Source organism: Pseudomonadota bacterium (assembly GCA_026388315.1).
GTDB lineage: Bacteria > Desulfobacterota > Syntrophorhabdia > Syntrophorhabdales > Syntrophorhabdaceae > MWEV01.
The window spans coordinates 14,197-34,665 of sequence record JAPLKA010000034.1 but is presented as its reverse complement, the minus strand read 5'-3'; the positions used below and the strand labels follow the sequence as shown (position 1 = coordinate 34,665).

23 protein-coding genes and 1 pseudogene are annotated in these 20,469 nt (G+C 43.5%); 7 read left to right on the top strand and 17 right to left on the bottom strand.

Features of this window, described 5'->3' with window-relative positions:
- Positions 1-411: integrase core domain-containing protein (locus NTX75_03200; protein MCX5815236.1), on the top strand; the 411-nt coding region annotated here is incomplete at its 5' end.
- A gap of 337 nt (positions 412-748) precedes the next feature.
- Here the strand turns inward: NTX75_03200 and NTX75_03195 are convergent.
- The 4 genes and pseudogenes from NTX75_03195 to NTX75_03180 form a co-directional block, all read right to left on the bottom strand.
- Positions 749-1,361 (bottom strand): annotated as a pseudogene (locus NTX75_03195) (SUMF1/EgtB/PvdO family nonheme iron enzyme).
- A 439-nt stretch (positions 1,362-1,800) separates the two neighbouring features.
- Positions 1,801-1,974: a hypothetical protein gene (locus NTX75_03190; GenBank protein ID MCX5815235.1), complete on the bottom strand. Its 174-nt coding sequence runs from the start codon at positions 1,972-1,974 to the stop codon at positions 1,801-1,803.
- 10 nt (positions 1,975-1,984) lie between these two features.
- The gene (locus NTX75_03185; protein MCX5815234.1) at positions 1,985-2,449 is read right to left on the bottom strand and encodes a type II toxin-antitoxin system VapC family toxin; all 465 of its coding nucleotides are present in this window, start codon (positions 2,447-2,449) and stop codon (positions 1,985-1,987) included.
- 30 nt (positions 2,450-2,479) lie between these two features.
- Positions 2,480-4,168, bottom strand: coding sequence for a caspase family protein (locus NTX75_03180; protein ID MCX5815233.1), 1,689 nt, complete (start codon positions 4,166-4,168; stop codon positions 2,480-2,482).
- Between the two features lie 301 nt (positions 4,169-4,469).
- On the opposite strand from NTX75_03180, the gene NTX75_03175 reads away from it, so the two are divergent.
- Entirely contained in the window at positions 4,470-5,735 is a 1,266-nt protein-coding gene (locus tag NTX75_03175) for an IS110 family transposase (GenBank protein MCX5815232.1), read from the top strand.
- A 345-nt stretch (positions 5,736-6,080) separates the two neighbouring features.
- Here NTX75_03175 and NTX75_03170 read toward each other — a convergent pair whose 3' ends face one another.
- Both NTX75_03170 and NTX75_03165 read right to left on the bottom strand, forming a co-directional pair.
- Complete coding sequence (locus NTX75_03170; protein ID MCX5815231.1) at positions 6,081-6,752, bottom strand: class I SAM-dependent methyltransferase; 672 nt, start codon at positions 6,750-6,752, stop codon at positions 6,081-6,083.
- Positions 6,753-6,853: 101 nt separating this feature from the next.
- A complete protein-coding gene (locus tag NTX75_03165) occupies positions 6,854-7,069 on the bottom strand; it encodes a hypothetical protein (GenBank protein MCX5815230.1) in 216 nt (71 codons plus the stop codon).
- 232 nt (positions 7,070-7,301) lie between these two features.
- On the opposite strand from NTX75_03165, the gene NTX75_03160 reads away from it, so the two are divergent.
- Both NTX75_03160 and NTX75_03155 read left to right on the top strand, forming a co-directional pair.
- Positions 7,302-7,670, top strand: a complete 369-nt coding sequence (locus NTX75_03160; protein MCX5815229.1) for a type II toxin-antitoxin system RelE/ParE family toxin — start codon at positions 7,302-7,304, stop codon at positions 7,668-7,670.
- Positions 7,667-7,984, top strand: a complete 318-nt coding sequence (locus tag NTX75_03155; protein MCX5815228.1) for a DNA-binding transcriptional regulator — start codon at positions 7,667-7,669, stop codon at positions 7,982-7,984. Before NTX75_03160 ends, NTX75_03155 begins: the two co-directional genes overlap by 4 nt.
- Positions 7,985-8,185: 201 nt before the next feature.
- Here NTX75_03155 and NTX75_03150 read toward each other — a convergent pair whose 3' ends face one another.
- The 5 genes from NTX75_03150 to NTX75_03130 all read right to left on the bottom strand — a co-directional run bounded on the left by NTX75_03150 (position 8,186) and on the right by NTX75_03130 (position 12,653).
- Positions 8,186-8,320 carry a hypothetical protein gene (locus NTX75_03150; protein ID MCX5815227.1) on the bottom strand — a complete coding sequence of 45 codons (135 nt, stop codon included), beginning with the start codon at positions 8,318-8,320 and terminating at the stop codon, positions 8,186-8,188.
- Positions 8,321-8,597: 277 nt separating this feature from the next.
- Complete coding sequence (locus NTX75_03145) at positions 8,598-8,780, bottom strand: helix-turn-helix domain-containing protein (GenBank protein MCX5815226.1); 183 nt, start codon at positions 8,778-8,780, stop codon at positions 8,598-8,600.
- A 169-nt stretch (positions 8,781-8,949) separates the two neighbouring features.
- A complete protein-coding gene (locus tag NTX75_03140; GenBank protein ID MCX5815225.1) occupies positions 8,950-11,364 on the bottom strand; it encodes an AAA family ATPase in 2,415 nt (804 codons plus the stop codon).
- Between the two features lie 396 nt (positions 11,365-11,760).
- Positions 11,761-12,102, bottom strand: a complete 342-nt coding sequence (locus tag NTX75_03135) for a TfoX/Sxy family protein (GenBank protein MCX5815224.1) — start codon at positions 12,100-12,102, stop codon at positions 11,761-11,763.
- A 77-nt stretch (positions 12,103-12,179) separates the two neighbouring features.
- Positions 12,180-12,653 (bottom strand): UPF0158 family protein, encoded by a 474-nt coding sequence (locus NTX75_03130; protein MCX5815223.1) that lies wholly within the window; start codon positions 12,651-12,653, stop codon positions 12,180-12,182.
- A gap of 371 nt (positions 12,654-13,024) precedes the next feature.
- Between NTX75_03130 and NTX75_03125 the strand changes: the two genes are divergently transcribed.
- Positions 13,025-13,306: a hypothetical protein gene (locus NTX75_03125; protein ID MCX5815222.1), complete on the top strand. Its 282-nt coding sequence runs from the start codon at positions 13,025-13,027 to the stop codon at positions 13,304-13,306.
- Between the two features lie 28 nt (positions 13,307-13,334).
- Here NTX75_03125 and NTX75_03120 read toward each other — a convergent pair whose 3' ends face one another.
- The 6 genes from NTX75_03120 to NTX75_03095 form a co-directional block, all read right to left on the bottom strand.
- A complete protein-coding gene (locus NTX75_03120; GenBank protein MCX5815221.1) occupies positions 13,335-14,222 on the bottom strand; it encodes a DUF333 domain-containing protein in 888 nt (295 codons plus the stop codon).
- Positions 14,223-14,402: 180 nt separating this feature from the next.
- Positions 14,403-14,732 carry an HU family DNA-binding protein gene (locus NTX75_03115; GenBank protein ID MCX5815220.1) on the bottom strand — a complete coding sequence of 110 codons (330 nt, stop codon included), beginning with the start codon at positions 14,730-14,732 and terminating at the stop codon, positions 14,403-14,405.
- 403 nt (positions 14,733-15,135) lie between these two features.
- Positions 15,136-15,528, bottom strand: coding sequence for a DUF1311 domain-containing protein (locus NTX75_03110; protein MCX5815219.1), 393 nt, complete (start codon positions 15,526-15,528; stop codon positions 15,136-15,138).
- 21 nt (positions 15,529-15,549) lie between these two features.
- Positions 15,550-15,954, bottom strand: a complete 405-nt coding sequence (locus NTX75_03105) for an NUDIX domain-containing protein (protein MCX5815218.1) — start codon at positions 15,952-15,954, stop codon at positions 15,550-15,552.
- Positions 15,955-16,021: 67 nt separating this feature from the next.
- A complete protein-coding gene (locus NTX75_03100; GenBank protein ID MCX5815217.1) occupies positions 16,022-16,597 on the bottom strand; it encodes a flavodoxin family protein in 576 nt (191 codons plus the stop codon).
- A gap of 71 nt (positions 16,598-16,668) precedes the next feature.
- Positions 16,669-17,397, bottom strand: a complete 729-nt coding sequence (locus tag NTX75_03095; GenBank protein MCX5815216.1) for a hypothetical protein — start codon at positions 17,395-17,397, stop codon at positions 16,669-16,671.
- Positions 17,398-18,169: 772 nt separating this feature from the next.
- Between NTX75_03095 and istA the strand changes: the two genes are divergently transcribed.
- The gene (gene istA / locus NTX75_03090; GenBank protein ID MCX5815215.1) at positions 18,170-19,696 is read left to right on the top strand and encodes an IS21 family transposase; all 1,527 of its coding nucleotides are present in this window, start codon (positions 18,170-18,172) and stop codon (positions 19,694-19,696) included.
- On the top strand, positions 19,689-20,432 hold the full coding sequence (gene istB / locus NTX75_03085; GenBank protein ID MCX5815214.1) for an IS21-like element helper ATPase IstB: 744 nt from the start codon (positions 19,689-19,691) through the stop codon (positions 20,430-20,432). The genes istA and istB overlap by 8 nt, the downstream gene beginning before the upstream one ends.
- Positions 20,433-20,469 lie beyond the last annotated feature (37 nt).

Genomic DNA, 20,469 nt, shown 5'->3' with positions numbered 1-20,469 from the left:
GAGGCGATCCGCACGGCAGAGCCGGGACAGACAATAATTCTTGTCACCGATGGCAACCCGTCATATCCTGCGGGGATACACTACCTGAACGAACAGAGAGGAAAAGATGCGTCGCTTACCCACAAGAAGGTGATAGGACTCCAGAACTTAGACAGCGAGTCGGAAGCCTACCGGGTTTTCAAGCAGCTTATTGAAAGACTGAACAGGACCTTTAAGCATCATGTAAGACCCTCGCACGGGTTTAACAGCCTCAATGGTGCGATAGCACTTGTCACGCTATTTGTCACCCATTACAACTTCTTGAGGCCTCACATGTCTTTGAATTGGAAAACACCCATTTACATGCCGGAACTGGAAGGGGTCAACACCATCCAGGGCAGGTGGCAGAAAATACTTTCCCTTGCTGCCTGAAGGGTAACTTCTCTTCGATTGTCAAAGAACAATAAAAAAACCTGCTGTTTCTCTATCTCGTTGCGGACATAAAACTCAGTTTATGTGCATGTTTGGCACATCGCATTGCGTCCGACTTCTTATAAATTCCTCTAAACATACTTGATGTTCCTGTTTTCATATCTCACATACTTCTTTTCATGAAACTTTTGACAATATCACAATAAAACCAGCCGAGAGTGGGGCAAGTCGTATTGCTTTGTTGGGCAATGGTTTGTGCTGTTCTCTTTGTCATTTGTCAAGGTTGACCCCCTCTTCTCTTTTTGCAAACACCAGCAGAAATCCAGAACTCAGAAAATCACCGTCCGGAAAGGGCAAGCCGAAACCCGAAGTTGTTGGGCCTGAACGACGGAAGGGTGATCTTGTCACGGATCGAAGCACGGATGAACCACGGATTGAGGCCCCAACTGCCGCCACGAAGCACCCGGGTGCTACCGGTAGAAGGTCCTCCGGGATTGTCTCTGGGGCTGCCGGAATAATACCCCTTGTCATACCGGTCAGACACCCATTCCCAAACATTGCCGGTCATGTCATAGAGACCCAGAGAGTTGGGTCGTTTCCGGCCTACGGGGTGGGGCATAGCTTCCAAGGTTTGAATTGGAGCTTGTGCCTGCATATTTCTCTTTCTTACCGCCACTACGGGCTGCATATTCCCATTCTGCCTCTGTGGGAAGACGATAGGATTTGCCAGTTCTGCTGTTGAGCTTTTGAATGAATTCCTGGGTATCGTTCCAAGAGACCATCTCTACAGGGCATGTATCGCCGCAGTTATTAAAGTATGATGGATTACTGCCCATGATGGCCTTCCACTGACCCTGGGTAACTTCATACTTACCGAGGAAGAAATCAGAGACACAGACATTATGGACGGGTTTTTCATCTGCTTCGCCATCGCCAAAGGTATCGCCCATATCAAAGCAGCCGCCTTTTACGAAGACCAATTCAATACCGGTAGTCGGGTCGGTGAATGCCTTGCCGCCGGCCACAAGCTCCCAGTCCAGATTACCATGTATGCCCCTCGGGAAGTCCTGCAGCACATTCCAATAGATCTTCTTGCCTTTTCCTGGTTTGATTTTGGTGAAGTCTCCTTCAAGATGTAAATCTTTTGACTCATATGTTTTGCCGTCAATGGTGATGGTGAGTGTCAGGTCCGCTTCTTCCTGTGTATCGGAGACCACTTCAAATTCCCATACGACCCTGTTACCTTCCTGCCGGGAGATGGTGTTTTTCACCTCAGCAGCAAAACAGGTGGAGGCAATAAAGACAAGTGCATATAACATTAAAAAACATAAAGTGCGTGTTGAGAGGAATGGTATTTTTATCATAATACCCTGAAGTCTGCTCTTTTCCTCATGACGCTTTTAACATGTTTTCTTGAAGCTGCTCTTTTCTTAGCATCCGCTTTTTGTGCTTGAGTTCTTTTTGCTGAAGCTTTTTCACATATGCCTCAAATCCGCCTGCTTTCTTTACTAAATTTTCTCTGATCGTTCTCGTTTCTTTTACGATCGGGTCTTCCCATTTCATTGAAGCCTCCCTATAAGAGTTCAAATGGCGTTACAATCGTTGGTTCATATAACCCGTTCTGCATATTATATCGATGCAGCGCTGCTCTTATCTCTCCATGTGCAAGATGTGTACAGTTCCATGTAATAAGATAGTCCATTTCATATACTACAGCAATAGAGATATGAATTGCGTCAACCTTTGCTTTGTCTGGAATATTCAAAAGTTTAGCGTATATTTCGGCAAGTTTAATTACATCACCAGTAATGCTGAGGACGGGTAAACCCTTTACGAAACCGATTCTTTTCTTTGCAGCTTCCGGATCGCCGGCTTGACATTCATCGATAACGGCTTCAGATATAAACAGGTCGTACTTTGGTCGGGAATTCTCCCACCATTCAAGGGTGACTTGTTGTTGTGCTGCAACGATAACATCCCTGCTTTGCCTTGAAGCAAGGTAACTGGGTATGGTTGTTTCAAGATATACTTTTAACATACTAAATCCTCTCCATCGAACACCGAATTATTACTTCTTCAGCACCACCATTACATCGCTATCATTCCCCATTACCACAGGCTGCTGCTCTGTTCCTTTCAGGCGCTGCGCCATGTAGGGAACATGCTCGGCGAGGTATACCTTCATTTCTCCCACGGTAATCTTTTTATCCTTATTTACATCTGCTTCGCCCTGAATCCCCTTCAGAAAATAGTAGGTAAAGAGAGAATGTCTCTTTTCGGGATACCATGCAGACACCTGATCAACGGCCCCACTGGTGATGAGAGTTGTATTAGCAGGTCCCTGGTATTCCTTTTTGACACGTACCATGGCGGGACTAATGTTTTTGAAGAGCATCCCTTTTTCTGAGTTTCCCGAAAAGCAGGTATCGAGGATGACGGTCATCTTCTTTGCAGGGATTTTGGAGAGGTTTGTATAGAATGTCTGGAGGCTGTAGCCGCTCGATTTAAGGTACTCAGGATTTGCATCAACAGGCACAAAGTATGCTTCCTGCGACTCAAGGTCAGGGGCGCCGTGACCTGCATAGTAGATGAAGACCTTTGAAACGCCATTTCTTACAAATTTGTACAGCCTGCCTTTGTATTCCCTTTCTGACCCGAAGAGTTCATTGAACTTTGCAAAACCTGCGTTCTCCTCATAGAGAATGTTTTGAGGATCATACCCGAAGGCCCTGATAAGGTATTCTTTCATGATCACCGCATCCCTGTCCGCATATTCCACATTCGGGATGTTTTTGTAGTTCTTGTTCCCGATAATGACAGCAATATCAAATTTACCTGCCTTCTCCCCTTCGGGGATATGCATGTCTACATCAACGCTTAGGCCTCCTGCCAGAGTAATATCGGGCTTCTTCTCTGTGTCTTCCCCTTTTACCACGATCTCCTCAACACTTTTCTGCGGAGCATTCATTACAAGGGTGAGGGGCAGAAGTGTGCTGAACCTCGGTCTTGCTTCATTTACCTGGATGGAGAGGGGAATCTTCTCGCCGTCTTTTATACGGTTGTTGGTATAGAACATGAAGGTCACATCCTTGAATTTCCCTGCCTGGATGCTGCCCAGATCAAAGCGGGTTTTCCCATCACCGGCAATGAAGACGTTCTGTCCCGGCTGAATATCAACGGATACGCCCCGCGCATCACCATAGCCCATGTTCTGAATTCTGGCAATAAGCTCTACGATCTCCATAGGCTCTACACGGGAGTTCTTGTTCTGGTCATTAATGCCGATATCAGCAACAACAAGCTTCGGGGGTTCAAAGGCCTTGGTTTTGAATGAAAGTTTCAGAGGGGCTGCATCGAAACCGTTTGCCTCTTTGACTTCAATATCAAAAGTAACAGAATCAGTGGGAATGTCCTCGCTTGCCTGCACGGGAATTTCTACAAAGGCAGTTTTGCCGCTCAATATGGTGCCTATTGCGACCTCCCGGTTAAAAGAAAGACCTGCTATCTGCTTGTTTGTTTTGAGTTGCCCCTTAACATCAAAGGCATCTCCTTTTCCGGTATTTTGCACAGTAACGATGAGCTTGCCTGTTTCACCTGCATCGAGGATATTGTTGCCGGAAGGTTCGACGAATTTAACGGAGGCGGAGAGTTGCGGGGGTGCAGGGAATGCCCCTATCTTGAGTGAACCTTTTTCAGCAAGGGCAAAGGATGCGAAGAAAATAAAAACCCCGACTGAAAGAACGATCTTCCTACGCATTGAGAACCCCCGTAAAAGTTCATTAAGTTATGTGGCTGAATTATACAACAGCCGTTATTGAAATGGTAAGTTATTTTGTTTTATCTCCATTGCTCTCCAACATCCGAGTATGTCGGTACCAACCATATTAAGTGCATCTTAATCTGTTGCGATTTTAACGATAACCACTTGTAAGCCGCTATGAAATTTAAAATGTTGTCTGTGTGGATTACAGCTTGCTATATTGTAGTTCATAGTTGAGTCAAAGGAGAAATACAGATATCCTCCTTATTCCGGCAAGAATTCAAGGAGGAGAATAACCATGAAAGGACTGAGGTCGAAAAGGATAAGGACGGTAAGGGAAGACACATTGATGGCTACGGTAGACATCGGCATGGCAAGCAACACAGGATACTGTATAACAGCGGATGGCAGGGACACAAAGTCCTTCAAGTTCGGTAACACCAGGGAAGGCCTCGATAAATTCTGGGATATGATAACCATAAGCAAAAAGAGGTTTTGCTGTAACGAAGTGATTGTGGGATACGAATCAACTGGTCCCTACGCAGAGCCTTTGTTGCATTACATGATGAGCAAACCTGTAAAGATCGTCCAGGTGAATCCCATGCATACAAAGAGGATGAAAGAGGTAAATGACAACTCTCCATTAAAGACCGATGACAAGGATCCCCGGGTGATTGCCGATATTATCAGATTAGGACATGCTTTAACCGTTGTTGTTCCGGAAGGAGATACGGCCTATCTGAGAAGACTCAACAATGCGCGGGAGCGGCACATAGGAGAACGCACTGCCTTATTCAACCAGCTCCAGCAGTTGGTCTTCCTCATCTTCCCCGAATTTAAAACAGTAATGAAGGATATAAAGGTCAAGACCGCCGTCCATGTACTGAAAAAATACACCACACCGGACACTATAGGCAAGTTAAGCATAGAGACCCTCGGCGAAGAGATGCGGAAAAAGAGTTACGGCAAGTTCGGGGTAAAGGACGCCGAAGCACTGATCAAACATGCAAAGAACACTGTCGGGATAAAGGAAGGGATATCAGGCCTTGTCCTCGATATCAGGCATATCCTCATGCAGTTGGAGATGATCGACGGTTTCATTGCAGAGATAGAGGCCGAGATGGTAGCCATTCTCTTACGTATACCGTACAGTGCAAGGCTGTTGTCGATAAAAGGCCTGGGGACGGTTTCCGTTGCTGGTATCATCGGAGAAGTAGGAGACTTCATGAAATTTGGCACCCAGTCAGAAATCATGAAGCTTGCCGGCCTTGATCTCTATGAAATAAGCTCCGGGAAGAGGAGAGGAGAGAGGAGAATATCGAAGAGGGGGAGAAGCCTTCTCCGTAAGATCCTCTACTATGCGTCTATCCAAACTATAAGAAAGAATGGCATCATGTGCGAATATTACGCAACCCTTACAGGCAGGGGAATGAAGAGGATGATGGCACTTGTGGCCATAGCCAGGAAGCTTCTCCGGATCATATATGCTGTTGTGAGGGATGGCAGTGAGTACATGGCGGATTATGGATTACCGACAAGGAAGGTGATAAAAAAGGCTGCGTAAGATATAATTGTGTAGGCGGGGAGATCATCGTTTTCTTCCATTAAGGCGCTGTATGCGACCTTCCATTACAGAATACATGACTCCCCGTCGACATCCTAACTCCAATTAAGCAAGGTAAAAGCGCTTCGGGCGACTTTCAAATAATAAGGGTCGGGTAGGATGTCATACAATGATGGGGGATAACCGCCTACAAAATAAAAACCTAATATGCAGGTTAAAAGATAAAAAATACTTGACTGGAATAAATAAGGAAGAACATCGTAGAAACAGATTTTTTAAATTGCATGAATCTCAAAAATTGTGCTCCTCGCGTACAAAGCGAGTCTTAAGAATACTATTTTTCTTTTAGTTTTTCTTGAGCGTAATGAGAAAGAGTTTCTTCGGAAGATCGGTTTCCTCGAACTCCTCCACCCCTATGATCTCGTAGTCTTTTGCAAGATGAACTACCTTCTCCCTGCTGAAGAAGTGGACGACAAACCCGCCTCCTATTTCCCACATGTTGTCCCCGCGATCTATACCTGTCCGGTAATGGGGGTCTGCTGTATGGCGAACGGTGTAAATGTTGAGGGCGCCTGGTTTGAGGATGCGACGTACTTCCTGTGACAGAAACTCAAGCTCGGGGGTTGTCAGAGCCATGCAGTAGAGCATATGCGAGTAACACCCGTCAAAAAAATCATCGTCGAAGGGGAGGCGTTGGCGCACATCGTGGTAAATAGTCGTCAGAGAACCAGAGGCTCCGATTGCATCAGCCTTTTTCTGCATTGCATCCAGACCTTCCTCACTATAGTCGAGTGCGTAAACCTTAAAACCGTGCCGGGCAAAAAATAGGGTGTCCCGTCCCTGGCCGCTTCCAAGTTCCAGAATCCTTTTCACGTTCCCCTTCCCGAAAAGCTCGGCGGCCCTGCGGGCAGGACAACTCGGCTCCTTACCAAACATATCGGCATTCTCGGTGTACACCTTTTTCCAATGACTCTGCTGACCGTTCAATACTTCTTTTTCTTCACCCTGACCGTTCATGATGTCTCCTCTCGGAGATGTTTGTGTTCTCTTATTGCAGTTCGGATTGTCTCGACTGAGGGGGCATTGGTGAGTCTTCCAGACTCATCGCTAAACATCCTTCAAGAGAACCCGACCGTTCCTTGTGGTTGTATCTCCTTTCCATTGACAAATACCGAGGGTGACCCAGATAGTCCAAGAGCTATGGCCTTTTCATCATCAACAACGTTGAAATTAACCTCAGCTTCAACCTTTTCAACAGCCAGCGCCCGGGTGATGTTTCCACGAAGGGCTTTTTCAGAACCGCATCCATGCGACAAATAACAGTCAATATTCATAAACCATTCCTCCATTACGTGGTAAACAATAGCCTATATAACATAACACCCAAGTCCTGAGATATCCACAATATCGCGAAAGGTTACCTTACAGTCGAATAATTGTTACCGCTTGAAAGCATAAACCAATTGATTAATATCGTAGCAGTTCAGGAAGGTTTATGACAAAAATAAAACTTTTGTTTTATAGCACCGAGTGTTATAATATAACAATATTGATTCTGGAGGTCAGGTGCAGATATTCAAAACCAAGTGGTTTGCACGCTTTGCCCGGAAAGAGCATATTAATGACGAGATGTTAATGAATGCGATACGTGAAATCGAGCGAGGATTGGCCGATGGAGAGTTAGGGGCAGAACTCATCAAGAAGCGTATTGCCCGTATTGGCGAGGGCAAGAGAGGTGGTTACAGGACAATTATTGCGTATCGTGTCGAGTCTCTATCGGTCTTCTTATATGGATTTCCCAAAAATGCAAAGTCTAATCTGAGTCCGGTAGAACTGGACGTCTATCATAGATTGGCACATATTTATTTAGGTTTCAGCAATGAGGATTTTACCAAAGCGCAGCAAGACGGCGAAGTAGAGGAGGTACACCCATGAAAAAGAAGTATCGAACTGATGCACTGGCAGCAGCACACGAAACGGCGGCAGGGCTCCATAGAATCGGATTGGTAGATGCAAAGACGATGCGTGACTTCGACGCTTCATGCCTAACACCCGTAGAAGAACTTTCCCCTGAAGAAATTGTCCAATTGAGAAAAAAAGCCGGTGTTAGTCAGGCAGTTTTTGCAAGTTATCTTAACGTAACTGTCGGTCTGATAAGCCAATGGGAAAGAGGCGAAAAACACCCACGGGGACCTTCCCTTAAATTGCTGTCACTTGTGCAGAAAAAAGGCCTGGACGCTGTTGGATAAGAGAATTCTTCCCTTATTGTGTCTACTTCAACGATTACCGTTTCAAACACAGCATCATCCCATAAAAGGGTACGTTGTTTGTTTCAGGAAGTTGTCAACACGCTCACACAAAAACAGTCCTGGTTCTCCCATCTCCTCCAACTGAACTCTCTCACAACTCTTGCCGATATCGGGTAGAGAATATATTTCAACTCATTTACATCACTGTATCTGCCTGTTGTTGATATAAAGGGCGGAGACAAATGTCACAATGAGGTTGGGCGCTCCCGAAAACAGGATATTGTCCTGACGCCCCGGTAAAATAATCTCTGCACCGGTACTCGGACAGGCGATCATTGCCCCACCCTGTATATAATTTCATTTTGTGCATAATTTGTTAATGGGTGAACTACCGCTATGGGCGCCTCCAGTGGTATTTCTGTATTACCAGATAAGTATATTCTGAATCGCAACCGTTTAATAATATTCCCCTACAACCCTTATTCCTATAGATTATAGCAGGTCCTTCTGAACGAGAAGTGCTTGAAAGGGTCTTAATGAAATGGAAATGGAAAAATATCATTAGAATCGCATGAACTGGAAGCTTTCTCGGGTATTCTCATCACAAAAGGATTTACTGCACCGGCTCATAGAAACACCGCTTCGGAGAGGCTACTTTCCCTTCCTTTTTCAGCTTATCGATGATCTTGGAGACTTCATCTTTGTCGATCTCTGATTTCTTGGCAATATCTCCGGGCCTCATAGGTTTTCCTTCCTTTTTCATTGCATCCAGAACAATCTTTTCTTTTGTATCCATGTATATAGTCCTCCTTCTTAAGAAATATTCATTGACTTCTCATCTCCACATAATAATTAAGACAGAAGTAAAGGGTTGATAAAACACATAGTGTCTTTTCTACTGTAGACTTATACCGGCAAGAATTCATATAGAGACCTTTTGCCGATATCAGAAAAATCTTTGTTACTTACAAAAAGTGATGACCAGCTTCCTCCTGCTTTCCCTCGAACAGAGAATCACGATCCCCGACCTTAAGATCCTTCTCTTCGAGTAACTTAAGGACAGTATCCCTCACGGTTGCTTCTTTCTTTCGGCAGGCAGCTCTAAACGCATAGTCTTCACCCACCAGTATGATCCTCTCCCGGGCACGTGTTATGGCGGTATATAAAAGCTTGGAATTAAGCATTATAAAGTGGGAAAACGTTATGGGAAGCAACACATGCTTAAATTCACTTCCCTGTACTTTATGGATGGTCAGCGCATATCCCAGGCGTAAAAAATCTCTCGCCTCATCAAAGGAGTACTCGACTATTGTTTTGTCTGCGGGATAGAACACATGCAGTAATTCTTCCTCTTTGTCTACCGAGATTATTATGCCGATCATCCCGTTATATATGCGTTCTTTATAAAAATACTGCTGCCGGTCCGGTTTCCTGTAATCAGCAATGGAGATGCAGTCGATATTGGTATTTTGGATATGGACCACCTTATCACTTAATGCCAGCCTGGTTTTGCCTAAATCTATGGACTTGCTCTCATGAAAGGCAAACCGGTTAAGTAACTTCTGGAGTTCATCATTGAGATTTTCGGTGCCGAGCGCCCCGCCTTTCATGGGGGTAATTATCTGGAAAGTGGTCAAAAACCCTGCAAAGTTCTTCTGTCTCAGGGCTTCAGCGAGAAGGGGCTTATAGGACTCCGAGATGCCCATAATAGCATCAAAAATCTTTACAGTATTATTCTCCTTCATTTCTCTGAACTCACTTTCCGGCATCTCGTTCTTTTTGACCTTTGCCCTTATAGAAAAATAATTCGGGATGGAAAAGTCCACAAAATCAAAATCAGAATACTGGCCTGATTGATAGTCCTCGGGTATAATGGCCTCGCGTATTTCATTTGCAAAGACTGCTATTACTTTATCCTCGCTCTGACGGTATATTCTGGTAAGACTTACAGATGGGGCAATGTTCCGTTCAATGATATCACTGAAGGGTTCTCCGGCTCCTATAGGGGGAAGCTGTGCAGGATCTCCTACCATGATAAGAGTGCTTGTGCTTTTCAGCCTTAAAATCAGCTTATAGAGAAGCTCCGTATTTACCATAGAAGCCTCATCTACAAGGAGCACTTCGTAGGGGAACTCTTTCCCCTCACCCTTATGTTTGTAAATAAGGCTGTAGATGGTCTGTGCCTGGTATCCAGAAGTCTTTCGTATCCGGTCGGAAGCAATACCGGACACCGCACAGCACATGATCTTATCTGGAGAATACCTTGTCCTGAATAGATCCAGTAAGGCTCTCGCTATGGTGCTCTTGCCGGTGCCTGCATACCCGCAAAGCACAAATACCTTATGACCTTTATTGATAATCCGCAACGCATCCTGCTGCTCCTTGCTGAATTGAATGCCCATATCCTCTTCTTTCTTCTTGATGTAAGCCTCGATGTCGGAGACAATGGGAGGGGAAGCCCATTCGCTTCGTTCAGCCATGGCTTTATAGATACGCGACTCTGCATTGAATAAAAATGAAGAGGTGAGCTTCCCGTCTTTAAGGAATTCTATCTTCTCATTTTCCGCCATGGTTTTTAGAATGCCTTTAAAAAGCTCGGGTTCAATCTTGAAATCATCTTCACCGGACACAAGTTCCTCGTTGGCAAGATTTAGAAGCAGAGGTTCGGCAATACAGCTATTTCCATTGCTGTCAGTGTACTCAAAAAGGACATACTCGATACACGACTCTATCCGGTTATGGTCTGTAGGCTCTACGCCCATGGTCCTTCCTATCTTATCCGCAGTTTTAAACCCCACGCCTTTTATCTGGGTGAGTATATAAGGGTTATTCTTAATGTTCTGGATTATGTTCCGGTCCTGCTCAAACTCACGGTATACCTTCTGTACGAAGGTATGCGTGGCGCCCAGAGGGATAAGGAATTTGGACAATTCTTTGAGATCTCTGTACCGCTGCCAGTTGCCGACAATCTTCTTGAGCTTCTTCTCTTTTATGCCCTTTATCTTAAGGAGCTGGTCGGGATCAGTGTCGAGGATATGCTCAAGCTTTTCCTCGCCCATGGAATCGATAAGGGATGCAGCCAGATTCCTGCCCAGGCCCTTCACAACTTTTGTGAGAAAATAGAAGAGTTCATTTTCGAGGATAATCAGCTCGTCAAAAATAAACTGCATGCCGTATGCCTTGTGTTTCTGCCATTCACCTGAGGCCTTTACCTGAACTCCTTTAAGGTCGACACCGGCATCATAATAGACACCGCACAATGTGATCCCCGTTCCTGTTTTAAGGACCATATACCCGTTGTCTGTATTTTTGTAGGTTACATTTTTTACTACTGCGGTAATTTCTTGTTTCCTCTGGGGTCCGGTCCTGGTTACGGTCATTTCTCTATAAGTTCTCCGAAGGTATTATACCCATATATTATTGTCGGCGCAAAGGTCTAATTGACACAAGGTCTATGTGCGTTGTCACAGGCTGTAACATTTTCAAACCGCCCCCGGTGAAACTTGAAATATTTCTGCATAAGCCTGAATACACAATAAGTACTCAACTTCAGTTTTCTGCCGCTATCATACTCTATTCTGACATAATGGGGGGGGTAGCAAACATCCCATACCCCATATAATAAATACGGAATGTACGTGAAGTACGAGAATTCGTTACTGGCAGAATTTCAAAACTCCTGGGAGCCTTGATCCGGGATATTTTCTGTTTATGAAGATATACATGGTAATTATGATTAAATCATGCAATCCCATTCCTATCACTGCCGATGGATTTTACTTACTTGCTCCTCTTGTTTTGCTTCGTTTTTGTTTGGGAACAGGAAGTTCTTGTGCCGTTATCTTGATTAAACCACTGATCCATTCCCGATCTTCAAATGCATCTTCTATTAGAAAATACAACTTAGCTCCGGGATATGGTGCAGCTTCAACAATATTCCCCATATATGTTCTGCCACCTTCGGTTGGTTTTATAAAAAGCTGATTATCACAAACGAGCGCCACGACTTTACCGTCACAATATATTGCATACTCGCCGAACATTTTCTTGTGAGAAATAAATCCAGCATTCCCCATCTGGTCTACGATAAATTCAATAAAACTTTTGTCAGATGCCATTTTGATCCCCTTCGTGGAAGCTACGAACAAATAATATACTGGAGGCTGCATTTGTAAATGGTGTACGCTGGGCCATTTTAACCCTCATCTTTTGTATACGATATCTGGTTTGCTTCAAGCCAATCTATTGCAACCTTTTCAAGCTCTTCTTGTCGAAAACGATACCGTTCTTCTTCAATGCCATGTACATGAATAGCATCCTTGAAACGATGGAAAGCACCGCCACCTTTGATTTTATACAAGAGATCCTTCCTGATTTTGTCATCCTTTACCGAATAGCAAAAATTTTCTATGATATTGTACTCATGAATATCAAATTTGCTTGGAAGCGGAAGATACTCATCAGAACTGACTACTTCTCTTGCTTTAATGATCATTTCCTGCTGCCATTCAGGATACCCGTCAATGTCATCATCATCTTCTGCTACTGAGAGATCTTCACTATTCAAAGTGACCAGTTCTCCGGTCTTTTTATTGAGGAATGCAGAAAACTCATCACTTAGAACGTCCATTTCATCGACGATGTCTTTAAGCGAAACAGCCACTTCCATTGATTACCCCTATCCCGACAATAACTACGTATAAAATTTCTCAAATCCTACCGCTATGTAGCAATTTTGTCAAACGGGAATAATCAGCTTCTGATGATCTTATTAAATGCAGAAAGTATCTCAACGTTGCTATTGTTATAGAATCTGGAAATCATCAAAATGTCTTCCCTGAGATAGACTGATACCGGCAAAAAATCTTATATAGGCTTTCTTGACGGTATATCTCCCGTGCTATGCAAAGACCATTCCAATGCCTTAATTCTTGAAAAGAATGTGATGATAAAGTAAAATAATACACCGTGTATGCAGCTAAATATGACTTCACGGGGTCGATTGCTGAAAAGACATTCTGCTGAAATAACGGATATATTGTGGACAACAAAAAGGCGATAGATGATTTCCTTAAAGCAAAGAAACTGACCCGGGAAGAACTGGAACTCTTCAAAGATATTATACAGGAAACAAAAGATCGGGAAGAGCAGATTACACAGCTTTCCCGGCAGGCCAGGGAGAGCTGTGTAAGACTTTTTGCAGAAATAAATATATTTTTTGAGAAAACAGCTATTCTAAGCAGAACCTTAGCACAAACCCTTGACGAGATGGAAACCAATTATTTGAGATCCCTTCCTGCCGATAGATTCTACCGGGAATAGATTTATACCAACCCCTTTACATAAAAACTCACCTTGGCGTTAGTTCATACCAATAGACAGTCGGGTATCCTTGCTGATCGCTCTTGAAGAGTTGCCTGACCACTTCCGGTTTTCCATCCTTGCATCTCCATTCGTATATTGTTGCTCGTCCTGTCACATAGGCAGGGATGCTATCCGTTGTGGAACTCGTCTTGCAATAGTCCACCATCCCGGAGGTCGGCGTCCGTGATATGTCGGCCTTTTCCATGCATGGGATATTGGCTCCAAATTGGCAAACCCATACCTTATGATTCATGCACCGCCACGCCATATTCTGTTGAAACTCCATCGGCGCATCAGCCGGTACAATCCCTTGCTGGATCATGCCTTGAATAATGGAATTCGGGATCTTAACCCCATTGTATCGACTATCCGGTATATCAACGGTCGCTACAGCTGTACAATATGCAAAGGGGTCGCTATATGTTGGTTGTCCCTCCTCGATATTGGGATTGCATTTTCCAGCATAATAATTCCGCGAATCACAGGTTTTACCGTTCTTGAATGTGCAGGTTCCCTGTTCCTGGTCTGTGTTGCTGTTACCTGAAACCTGATATTTCCCTCCTGTGATAGCGCAGTATTGAGCTGCCGGAGTGATATAGCCGGTGATTTTGATACCTCCAACCGGACATTCTCCGCGGAACATGGCCCACTCCTCGCATTGTCTATTATCTTGGAATAGGCACATGCCATATTCGCCGCCATCGTTGTGTTTCTGAATTACCACCGTACCGCCCTTTTTGATACAGTTTTCGGAAGCTGGATTAGCGATCTGTGTCACAGGCTGCTGTGTTGTGGCGGAAGCATAACTAACCGTTGTTGTGGCAAGACAAAAAACAAACATCAATTTAAAAACTCGACATATTGTATGAAACATAGCAAACCCCCCTTACGCATTCCAGTTCTTGCCGATTTATCTTATTATCATACATCCACAGGATACAATTCTCTACCACAAATGGCACATTTTCTGACATCCGTCTCACTTGCTTTCCAATTTTAACGTGATGTTCCTTAAGAAAAAGAAAGCGGACCCGAAGGCCCGCCTGGTCTTCATTTATTTCTTTTTCGGTTTGGCCGGTGCCTTCTTTACTGCTTTCTTTGCTGCTGCCTTTCCGCTTACCACTGCCTTTAAAGCTGCCCCTGCGGTAAACTTCGGCACCTTCTTTGCGGCAATCTTGATCTCTTTACCGGTCTGTGGGTTTCTGCCCTTTCTTGCCTTCCTATCAGCAACTGAGAATGTGCCAAAACCTACGATTGTTGTTTTCTCACCTTTCTTGAGCGATCCCTCAATACATCCGATGATTGTCTGGAATGCACCTTCTGCAACTTTTTTTGTAACTTTAACATCTTCTGCCACTTTTGCTACAATTTCTGCCTTTGTCATTTCCAACTACCTCCTTGTATATGTTTGAATATATCTATGATTATCAGGCAAATAGACTCTGCCTGTTGGGTAGACTATTGCAGAAGCTGCTATCTACGAGAATTATTAATATAATCATCAATAATGTCAAGGATTATTTACAATTTAAGGTAAAGATAACCAGTATTATCAGACTATGAGAAGTTCCTTTGAACGTGAACAGGCTCTGGGAAACTATGTACAGATATGATTGATTAGGGAATTATATATCTGTGAGTTCTAATTATTTTGTGTTGCAGCGGCAGTATCTGGATGGATAAGTTTCTGAGGATGACAGTTCTATTTCAGTTTCTTGCCGATATATCTTGATACATTATATCCACATGATACAAGTCTCATACCAAAAATGGTACATTTCTCCATATCACCATTTAATTGGCGGTCCCTCTGGCCCTGTCGTGAGATATTTCAGCTCCAATACTCTCTTTTCCACAACTGTAGCTTTGTAATCGGCCACAACGATGTTTCCATACGATCTTAAATCCTTGTTGAGTTCTATTGCAAAAACAAGACCTGTATCCCGGTATTTCAGCCATGCCTTTTGAGCTTCCTTCAGCTTCTGTTGTGCAGAAGGGAAAAGAGATTTCATGGCTTCTCCATAGACTTTGTTCAATTCTTTGTCCGCTTTTTCATAGCGTTCTTCGTGACATGCAATAATTGCAAGGGTGTTATCGGCCTTACTGCAATCTTGTGCCGATAGAGTGAATGCACAACAAAGAACGCATAGCAGTGTACCTAAAAAAATAACCTTGTTCATCCTTACCTCCTCGGATAGGCTTTATTGATGAAACTTCTGAAAATATGCAATGACGATTTCTTTGCAATGGGCAGCACAGTCAAGGTTTTCAACTTCTTCTTTTGAAAAGAACATGCCCTTCTGGCCTTCATGAATAGTCAGATCCTCTAAGGCAATTGTATGGTCAACTTTTCTGTAGATATGAATGACGCGGCTGTCATAGAGGAAGGTATCAAAGTATTCAGGATCGTGAAGCTCATATCTTGTTTCTTCTCTGATTTCGCGCATGATTGCCATTTCAGGGGTTTCTCCATCTTCAATCTCTCCGCCAAATGTTCCCCAGACGTTCGGGAATAAGATATCAGGTCTGTTATCCCGTAATTGAAGCAGGACCTTCCCTTCCCTATTCTCTAATATGAGTCCGCATTGTGGTTTATTGTTGTTCATACTCAGAAGGAATATCCTTTTAAAAGAAAAACGAAGCAAAACAGAATTGTGTCATTCTAATGGGTGTTTATACCTTTAAGCTTTTGATCAGCCATGCAATAGTTTCTCCCAGGTCTTTCATATTTTCAAGCGCTTCTACGTCTTTCTCGACATCTCCCTTTTCCCGTCCAACACCAAAATTCCAGTATGTTGATCCAGGCACAATCATTCTGGACATTAAAAACATGTGATTGATTGAATCCATGACGCTCGTTGCCCCTCCCCTCCTGTTCACAACCACTGCAGCACCAATTTTACGAGAGAAAAGGCGGCCGTTAGCAACGGCAACAAATCCTGCACGGTCTATTAACGCTTTCAATTCTGATGTCATACCTGCAAAGTATGTTGGTGAACCTAAAATAATCGCATCCGATTCAATCATTTTACCTATGTATTCATTCACTATATCCGTCTTAATTGCACATCTTGAATCCTTGTTTTCCATGCACTTATAACAGGCCGTGCAGCCGTGCACCTGCTTGCCGCCGATCTGGACCAGTTCTGTTGTTATTCCTGCTTCACTAATAGGCTCAAGCACTTTTTTCAGTAAAAATTCAGTGTTCCCGCCCTTGCGTGGACTTCCATTAATTGCAATTACTTTCATATTGCGATCTCCTTTTGTTGTTTTTGGTTCTTCAGTGTCTTTACCACACTGTTTACAGATGGGCATATTTATTACTTTCTTTTTCTTCGACGCTGCAATTCTTCAAGATTATTCTTTGCGAGGTCGTATTCAGGCGGAGCCACTTTGACTGCATGTTCAAGAACAGATTGCGCTTCATCATACAGGTGCGCCTCAACGAGGGTCCACCCCAGATCCGTTAAGTAAACGTGGTTCTCAGGATCGAGGTTAACGGTTATTCTCACTTCTTCTAAGGCTTTTATGTAATCCCCTATCTTACCATAACAATAACTCAAGCCATTATGGTACACAGGATTGCCAGGATTTTTCTTCGCAGCAGACGCATATAGAACAATTGCATTATCAAAATCTTTCTTCTGAATCAGAAAATCACCTGCCTTATCGACAATTTCAGTTAAATCTTCTGTGTTTTTCGGAAGCGTGGTCAGCTTTAAAAAATGAGTCATGGCCTCGTCTATTCTTCCATAGAGATATTCGTGTGACCCTACCGTTAAGATTGCAGAGGCGTAATCCGGATCGATAGCCAGGGCAACCATTTCACCTGTCCATCTAAAGTCGCGCGATTCTTCTCCGATGAGTCTATTTAAGAGCATGCTGCCATAAGCGTCGTTATATTGATACTCTGCCGCCTTTTCTCTCTGTTTCTTTGACTTCTTCGCATATTCACGACGAATGTCAGAGAGTTCTTCTACCTCTTTTACCAACCTGGAGAAGGGAATATCTTTGAAACTGGGCGTATTGGATTTAATCTGTCTTTTCATTGCAATCTTCTGTAAAAGTTTTGAAGAATAACATTCCCGGTGATAAAATTCATTTCAAAACCGCCATTTTCAAAAGATTACTTTGTGTTGCATCGGCAGTATCTGGATGGATACGTTTCTGAAAATGACAGTTCTATTTCAGTTTCTTGCCGATAAATCTCCAAAAAAGTTATATCCCTTTATAGATAATTACACATGAAAATTACTATAACTATAATATGACGGTAAAATCCAAATGGCCATTGGATTCATTTTTGTGAGCTGCCCTTCTGCATCAGTTGCCGTTGCTTCATGTGGGAGATTATTGTCAGCCACAGTTGCTTCATCATCCTGTCCCTCATGTATATATATGGAGGTGCTCCCGCCTTCGATAGAAATAATGGGAGGAGAGGCAGGATATTTTAAAATCCAATGGAAATATCGGCGCAAAATAGACGTTGATCATGTCGATGCGTAAGCAGAGGCAGGTTTTGATATAGATCCCCCACTTTCCGAGATAGAAAGTGGGGGAGTTTTTACCTGACTGCACAGTCTTTTAAGACTAAAATGTAAATTCCGGTCAACCTCGAACATCAATTCCGAAAAAGGTCGAACACCTGTTCCGGTGATATCCGAACACCAATTCCGGTTTTAATCGAACACTTTTTGTGTTTTACCGGAATATCTGTTTATGTAAAACAGATCATGATTCTTCTCCCTGCCTGACATGATACACTGCCCTCAAAAAATACCGGAGGGTGTATAAGTGAAAAAGAAAGGGAGGAAGACATCAATGAAAAAACTGAAAGAAATTGCCCGGCTGCTTTTTGAATGCAATCTTGGTATTCGTCCCATCGCCAGGGCATGCAATATATCCACTTCAACAGCTTCAACCTATGTGGAGAAGTTCAGGGAGCTCGGCGCTACTTATAAAGAAATCTGCGAGATAGACGAAGACATCCTGTCAGATCTCGTATCGCCTAAGGCCGAAAAGACATCAATAAAAGTACTGCCTGATTTTGTGTATATCGCTGGAGAACTTAAGAAGAAAGGTGTAACCCTTCAATTGCTTCACGAGGAATACAAAAGGGATAATCCCGACGGGTATGAAAAAAGCCAGTTTTACCAACTGTATCATGACTGGAAGAAAAAGGCGGACCCTGTTATGCACATCACCCATAAGGCAGGAGAAAAGATGTTCGTCGACTTCTCCGGGGATAAACCTCACTATCGGAATCCGACAACAGGAGAAATGATCGAGGTTGAACTATTTGTCTCCGTATTAGGGGCAAGCTCATATATATTTGCACATGCCGTACCCGGTCAGACTACCGAGAGCTTTATAAAATGTAATATAAAAGCATTTGAGTTTTATGGAGGATGTTCCGAATGTCTGATCCCGGATAATCTTAAGGCCGGTATTACCCATGCATGCTTCTATGATCCGGAGATCAACAAAACCCTTGCTGCTATGGCGCAGCATTATAATATCGCTGTCATCCCCACAAGAGTGGCAAAACCAAAAGACAAGGCCAAGGTAGAAAATGCAGTGCTTCAGGCACAAAGAAGAATCCTTGCAGCACTCCGAAACAGAACCTTTTTCAGTCTTATAGAACTGAATGAAGCCATACTGGAAGAAACCGAAAAACTGAATAGAAGACCGATGGCAGTAATAAACAAATCCCGTTACGATCTTTTTATTGAAATCGAGAAACCTGCTTTAAAATCTCTTCCATCGGAGCGGTTTGCTATTGCCTCATGGACAAAGGCGAAAGTACACATTGATTATCATGTAAAGGTAGAAAAAACATATTACAGTGTTCCCTATACCTTAATAGGAGAAACTCTGGATATTATGCATACCGGCAACATTGTAGAAATATACCATAAAGGAAAAAGGGTTGCTTCTCATATAAAAATGAATAAACCGGGGGCATTTGTTACAGAGAACCTTCATATGCCGGCGGAACACAGACAATACCTCGAATGGACCCCTGCAAGGATAAAACTGTGGGGACAGAAGATAGGGCCAAACACAAAAACCCTCCTTGAAGAAATCATGGAACACAGAACCCATCCTGAACAAGGTTTTCGAAGCTGTCTCGGTATTATAAGACTATCAAAGGCATATTCTCCAGAACGGGTAGAAAATGCATGTAAAAGGGCGCTGGAAATAGAGGCGTATAATTACAAAAGTGTAAAGTCCCTCCTTCAGATGGGGTTGGAGGGTTCAGCAACAGATGTTGAAAACAAAAAGATTGTCCCCCTTCATAACAACATAAGAGGCAATGAGTACTACCGGGAGGCAACCCATGATTGAGGCGACCATCGAAAAACTCATTGCAATGAAGTTATCAGGCATGGCGGAAGGACTGCAGGAACAATTGAATAACAACGCATACAAAGACTTAAGTTTTGAGGAGCGCCTGGGTATTCTTGTTGATAAAGAAAAACTATCAAGAGGAAATCGTCAGCTTAAAATCCTTCTTTCCTATGCCCACTTAAGGCATCACAATGCCTGTTTTGAGGATATAGACTTCAGAACCAGGAGGGGATTATCAAAAGATGTAATCCTTAAATTATCTCAAAATGAATGGATACGCTCCAACCAGAATATCATAATCGTCGGGCCTACCGGATCAGGCAAAACTTATATTGCCTGTGCCCTGGGAAACAGCGCTGTCAGACAGGGCATACGCACCACTTATGTAAGATTGCCAAGGTTGGCTCAGGACCTGAAAATAGCAAAAGCTGACGGAAGCTTTGTAAAATTCCTGTCCAGGCTCCAGAGGATAAGACTTCTTATCATCGACGACTGGGGGATAAATCCCTTCACAGATGATGAAAGAAGAAGCTTCCTTGAAATCATGGAGGACAGGCATGGCGTGCGGTCAACCATCATTGCATCTCAGTTCCCGATAGATACATGGCATGACATCATAGGAGAACCTACCCTTGCAGATGCCATATGCGACAGGATAGTCCATAATGCCCATAAGATAATATTGAAAGGAGGTGAAGATTCTATGAGAAAAATATATTCAGGCTTGACATAGGTCGAACACTTTTATAAATTGGAGACGGCAGGATGAG